The sequence below is a fragment of the Bartonella sp. MU70NMGDW genome, assembly GCF_042194085.1.
Taxonomy (GTDB): Bacteria; Pseudomonadota; Alphaproteobacteria; order Rhizobiales; family Rhizobiaceae; genus Bartonella; species Bartonella grahamii.
This window is the reverse complement of the sequence record NZ_JBHIMK010000564.1, coordinates 1-548: the sequence shown is the minus strand read 5'-3', so window position 1 is coordinate 548 and position 548 is coordinate 1. Positions and strand designations below refer to the sequence as shown.

At 39.1% G+C, this 548-nt stretch carries 1 protein-coding gene and 1 pseudogene; both read left to right on the top strand.

What is annotated here, in order from left to right:
• Positions 1-216: dATP/dGTP diphosphohydrolase domain-containing protein (locus tag ACFIKE_RS12185; protein ID WP_375650227.1), on the top strand; the 216-nt coding region annotated here is incomplete at its 5' end.
• An 11-nt stretch (positions 217-227) separates the two neighbouring features.
• Positions 228-548: pseudogene (locus ACFIKE_RS12180) on the top strand (hypothetical protein); the annotation flags it as partial.

Below are 548 nucleotides of genomic sequence, written 5' to 3'. Positions count from 1 at the left end.
GCAAAGAAGTACGGAGCAAACAATTGGCGTAATGGCATGCACTGGAGCAGGTTTCACGGTGCTGCTTTACGTCATTTATTAGCATGGTTTGGTGGAGAGCATAAGGATGCTGAGAGTGATTTATCACACTTGGCACATGCGGCTTGTTGCATTCTTTTTTTAATGGAATGCGAAGCACAACAGATTGGTCATGATGACCGCCCTCATAAAAATTAAAGGAGATAAAGATGAGTTCGAATGAAATTTTATGGATAGCAGTGGTTTCAGTTTTGCTCTTAAGCGGAGTGATGTTTCGTATTGCATTGCATTATCGCAACCAAGTTAAAGCACTTAAAGAGCAGGTTCAAGATATTAAGAAAAAAATGAAAGAGAATGAGTTTAGGTATTTAATGGAAAGCGAGCAGACAATTGATGAATGTGATGCGGATCTTGAAGAACGTGACAAGGAAATTAAACAACTGAAGCAAGAGATTGAAGAACGCGACGAGGAAATTAAACAACTGAAACAAAAGACTGAAGAGCATGAAAAGGCGTTCAGAAATGTAAGT